The 4,868-nt window shown below is 71.0% G+C and carries 5 protein-coding genes; 3 read left to right on the forward strand and 2 right to left on the reverse strand.

The window, feature by feature from the left end; all coding sequences use genetic code 11:
* Window positions 1–115: 115 nt before the first annotated feature.
* The 3 genes from QH283_RS17900 (at window position 116) to QH283_RS17910 (ending at window position 3,421) form a co-directional block, all read left to right on the forward strand.
* Window positions 116–1,726: a regulator gene (locus tag QH283_RS17900; RefSeq protein ID WP_280504135.1), complete on the forward strand. Its 1,611-nt coding sequence runs from the start codon at window positions 116–118 to the stop codon at window positions 1,724–1,726.
* Between the two features lie 73 nt (window positions 1,727–1,799).
* Window positions 1,800–2,489, forward strand: a complete 690-nt coding sequence (locus QH283_RS17905; RefSeq protein WP_280504136.1) for an ATP-binding cassette domain-containing protein — start codon at window positions 1,800–1,802, stop codon at window positions 2,487–2,489.
* 206 nt (window positions 2,490–2,695) lie between these two features.
* On the forward strand, window positions 2,696–3,421 hold the full coding sequence (locus QH283_RS17910; protein ID WP_280504137.1) for a nitroreductase family protein: 726 nt from the start codon (window positions 2,696–2,698) through the stop codon (window positions 3,419–3,421).
* A 66-nt stretch (window positions 3,422–3,487) separates the two neighbouring features.
* On the opposite strand, the gene QH283_RS17915 is transcribed toward QH283_RS17910, so the two are convergent.
* Together QH283_RS17915 and QH283_RS17920 are read right to left on the reverse strand one after the other, a co-directional pair.
* A complete protein-coding gene (locus tag QH283_RS17915) occupies window positions 3,488–4,363 on the reverse strand; it encodes an adenylate/guanylate cyclase domain-containing protein (protein WP_280504138.1) in 876 nt (291 codons plus the stop codon).
* Between the two features lie 79 nt (window positions 4,364–4,442).
* A partial coding sequence (locus tag QH283_RS17920) for an SDR family NAD(P)-dependent oxidoreductase (RefSeq protein ID WP_280504139.1) occupies window positions 4,443–4,868 on the reverse strand: 426 nt, incomplete at its 5' end.

Raw genomic sequence — 4,868 nt, forward strand, 5'->3', positions numbered from 1 at the left:
GGGGGGGATCTTCGGCTGGGTGGCCGACTCGGCCGCCGTCATCGACGCATTCGCCGCCGCCACCCCGACCAGCACCTCCGCATAGTCCGGCCACCCCCGCGCGCAAGGAAAGCCCATGTCCGTCGACACGAAACTCCCCGACGAATCCAGCCCCGTCACCCGGCTGTCGCTGCCGTGGTGGACCAGGGGCGACACCAATGCCTTCTTCGGGTTGTCGTTCAACATCCTCGTCAATGTCCTGACCCTCACCACGCTGTCGATCGCCGTGGTGCACATCCCCAGCGGCGACGTCCTCGGCACCGTGCTGCCCGCCCTCGGCCTGGCCCTGGTCCTGGGCAACCTCTACTACATGCTGCTGGCGCGCAGGCTCGCCCGGCGCGAGAACCGCGACACCGTCACCGCCCTGCCCTACGGGCCCAGCGTCCCGCACATGTTCATCGTCGTCTTCGTGGTGATGCTGCCCATCTACCTGAAGACCGGCGACGCGCTGCGAGCCTGGTCGGCCGGTCTGGCCTGGGCGTTCATGATCGGCATCATCGTGATGATCGGCGCCTTCGTCGGCCCGTTCATCCGCCGGATCACCCCGCGCGCGGCCATGCTCGGCACCCTGGCAGGCATTTCCGTCACCTTCATCGCCATGCGCCCCGCCGCACAGATGTGGGAGGCGGCCTGGATCGGTCTGCCCGTGCTGGCGATCATCCTGATCGGCTTCTTCACCGACGCCAAGCTGCCGGGCAACATCCCCGTCGGCCTGGTCGCCCTGCTCGTCGGCACCGCCATCGGTTGGATCGGCGGCTTCATGTCGGCCCCCGACGTCGCCGAGGCCGCCCGCGACATCGCCCTCGGGCTGCCCGACCTGCGCCTGGACCTGCTCTTCGACGGCCTGAGCAATCTGGCCCCGCTGCTGGCGACCGCCATCCCGCTCGGCGTCTACAACTTCACCGAGGCCATGAGCAATGTGGAGAGCGCCGCCGCCGCGGGCGACAACTACAACCTGCGCAGTGTCCTGCTGGCCGACGGCCTCGGCGCCGTCATCGGCTCCGGCTTCGGCTCGCCCTTCCCGCCCGCGGTCTACATCGGTCACCCCGGCTGGAAGGACGCGGGCGGCCGCACCGGCTACTCGCTGGCCAGCGGCGCGGTCATCGGCCTGATGTGCCTGCTCGGCCTGTTCGGCCTGCTCGCCACCCTGCTGCCGATCCCCGCCATCGTGCCGATCCTGCTCTACATCGGCCTGCTCATCGGCGCCCAGGCCTTCCAGGCCGTCCCGCGTCTGCACGCCGTCGCCGTGGTCGCGGCTCTGCTGCCCAATCTGGCCGAATGGGCGGTCGGGCTGATCGACAACGCGCTCAGCGCGGCAGGAACCTCGGCCGAGCAGGTCGGCGCCGAAGCCCTCGGCCAGGCGGGCGTCGTCTACGAGGGCCTGAAGACCCTCGGCTCCGGCGCCGTGCTGGCGGGTCTGGTCCTCGGCGCCATCGTCACCTTCGTCCTGGACAAGAAGTTCGTCGCCGCCGCCGTCGCCTCCGGGGTGGGCGCTGTGCTCAGCTGGATCGGCCTCATCCACGCGGCCGAAGTGGACTGGGCCGCGGCCCCACAGGTCGCCCTCGGCTACCTGTTCTTCGGCCTGGTCTGCCTCGGCTACGCGCTGCTCCCGCGCGCGGCGGAGCCGGCCGGGTCGCCGGAACCAGAACCGGACTCGCAGAGCGAGGCGCGGACCGCCACGTCGTGACGAGCGCGTGACGATCACCCGCCGCCGCCGGATTCCCGGCCGGCGGCGCGGTCGATCGAGCAGACTGGGAACCGTGCCAGCCCGACTGCGTTCCCTCACGGTCGAGATCGAGACACCACGTTGGCGGGGTGTCGTTCTCGACGCGGTGGATCTGACCGTCCCGGCCGGGCAGATCACCGCGCTGCTCGGTGGCCCAGGGGACGGCAAGACGATGACCGCCTACGCGCTCACCGGCAACCTGCCGGGATCGGCGCGGATGTCAGGGGAGGTCGTGGTCGACGGCGCGGTCGGGTATGTCCCGCAGGACGGCATCACGGCGTTCGCACGGGAACGGACCGTCGGTGCGCAGTTGCGGGAGATCGAAGCCGCGCACCGCGGACGCGCGCTGGAGGAGGTTTGTGCTGCGGCCTGTTACCCGCTCGAGGCGCTGGATCTGCTGCCAGGGCAGAACTCCACGGGACAGATCCAGCGCGCGGCACTGGCGGCCGCGCTGCTGACCGATCCCGATGTGCTCGTCGCCGACGGGCCGACGGCCTCGCTCGATCAGGGCACGGCGTACGCGCTGTGGCAGACGCTGCGGGCGTGCGCCGACGCGGGCGTCGCCTGCCTGGTGATCACGCACGACATCCCGCTGTTGACCGCGACCGGGTATGCCGACCGGGTGGTGGTCATGAGCGGCGGGCGGGTGCTCGCCGCGGGAACGCTTGCGGAATTGGCGAGCTCGGCGGACCCGTCGGTGCGCATGTACCTCCAGGTGCTGTGACGACCGTGGTCCTGGGGCCTCGGGAATCGCCGTCGGCCGGTTGGCGGGCGGGGCGACGCGAACGGGGTCGAGGTGATGAGAGACATTACAATCGAACATCTCATCGAGTGGCCGGGTGCGTGACCTGACGTGCCCGGCCATACAGCCGTGGAGGTACTGCCGATGTCGTCGCACACACCAGCAACAGTCTGTCCGGGGGGCATCGCGTGAGCCGCCCCGCGCTCGGCTCGGACGCGCCGCTGCTGGACATCATGTCGACCATGCGCGCCATGCGCAGGCTCTCGCCGGAGCCGGTGCCCGACGAGCTGCTCACCCAGCTCGTCCGGTCGGCGACCTGGGCGCCCAGCGGCAGCAACGCGCAGGGCTATCAGTTCGTGGTGGTCACCGACCGGGAGCGGATCGCGGCGCTCGCCGAGTTGTGGCGCGTCGTGGCCGATTTCTACATCGCCGGGATCGCGCGGGCCGTCCCGCCGGGCTCCACCGAGGAGCAGCACGAGAAGCTGCGTGCCGCACTGCGCTACCAGCGCGACCACTTCCACGAGACCCCCGCCGTGATCGTCGCCTGCTACGACTCCGGCCCCTACTTCGCGCGGCTGCGTACCCAGGCCCGCGATATCGCCAGGGCCACCATGGGTCTCGGCCCCAGTCGGGTCCTGACCATGACGCGCCTGCTCCGTCGCACCGCCGAGATGGCCGAGGCCGCGAGCATCTATCCCAGCGTCCAGAACCTGCTGCTCACCGCCCGCGCTCTCGGGCTGGGCGCCACGTTGACCACCTGGCACCTGATGATGGAGCCGGAATTCAAGAAGGCGCTGGGCATTCCGCGCCGGGTGCACACCTTCGCGATCATCCCGGTCGGCTACCCGCGCGGCCGGTTCGGGCCGGTCCGCCGCCACGAGCCGGAAACGGTGATCCACCGCGACCGTTGGTGAGCGAGCCGGGACCGTGCCCGCCCCGGGCGCCCGGAGGACCAGCCGCGCGCTGAAATTCCCTGGGTGTCAGGAGACCGCTTTCGACTCGTCGGCGGTCTGGACGGCGTAGAGGCGGTGGGTTCCGGTGAAGCCCTTCAACTCGACCTCTCGCGCCGGGGTGAGCACGATCCCGGGCTCACCCGCCACCGCGCACCGCACGTCCTCGCTGGCCAGGATCTCCCCCCCGTCGGCCTGCCCGGCCACCCGCGCCGCCATGGCGACATTGCGCCCGAACAGGTCGTCGCCGCGGCGGACCGACTTGCCGGTGTGGATGCCGATGCGCACGCGGACCCCGCCGGGGCCGGTGGCCTTGGTGGCGAGTTTGCCGAGGGAGCGTTGCATGTCGAGGCTGCACCGCACGGCCTGGGCGGCTTCGGCGAAGGCGATCATGAAACCGTCGCCCTGGTTCTTGACCACGTGCCCGCCGTGGGCGGCGACGAGTTTTCGGACCAGCTTCTCGTGGCGGTCGAGCAGCTTGACCCAGGCGGCGTCGCCGATGCGCTCGTTGAGGGCGGTGGAGCCCTCGATGTCGGAGAAGACGATGGCCACGTGACCGTCGGGGACCAGCCGCGCCAGGTCGGGGCGCTCCACCTGGGCCCAGCCCGCGAGTTCCTCGATGGAGCCGAGCATGACCCGGCGCAGACCCTTCTCGCGCACGAGATTGGCTGTCTCCCAGACGGTTCTGACCGCCTCGCGGCCGCTGGCCACCAACTGGCGGCGGGTGTCGACACGGCGCTCCAGTTCGGCGAGCTCGCGCCGGCTCCTGGCCAACGCGGACTCGGCGCGTCGCAGGGCCTTTCCGGTGCGGGTCAGCTGAATCCTGGTGTGGGCGAGCAGCGCCGCGAGCACGAGCACGGCGACGGTCTCCGCCACGACGATTGCCGTCGATCCGATTCCGAGCATCGTGGGTCCGCCGAAGGTAGCTGCCGACAAAACAGTCAGACTGTAGCCGATCCCGCCGCCCCGGCGGGAACGCCGAAAGTCACAGACCGTAGTAGTCGCGGACGAGGCGCTGGTAGAGGCCGTCGGGCAGCAGGCGGCGGGTCCAGAAGGAGGTGCGCACGTCGCGGCCGCAGAGGTAGATGCGGCGGGGGCGGGCGGCGGTGAGGACGGCCAGCGTCTTGTCGGCGACGGCGGCGGCCTGCTGGCCGCGGGCGAGATAGCCGCGCACCCGGTCGAGGACGGCGGCGCGGTCCTGGTCGTAGTCGGCGATGGGGGTGCCGACGTGCGGCGAGGATTCGATGATCGGGGTGACCGTCCAACCGGGCGCCAGGATGGACACCGAGATCCCGAACCGGGCGAGTTCCAGGCGCAGGGATTCGCCGAGGCGCTCGATGGCGGCCTTGGTGACCGAATACCAGCCGCCGTACGGCTCGGCGATGGCGGCGGCGCCGGAGCTCACCACGAT

Origin of the sequence: Nocardia farcinica, from assembly GCF_029867845.1 — a bacterium.
GTDB lineage: Bacteria > Actinomycetota > Actinomycetes > Mycobacteriales > Mycobacteriaceae > Nocardia > Nocardia farcinica_A.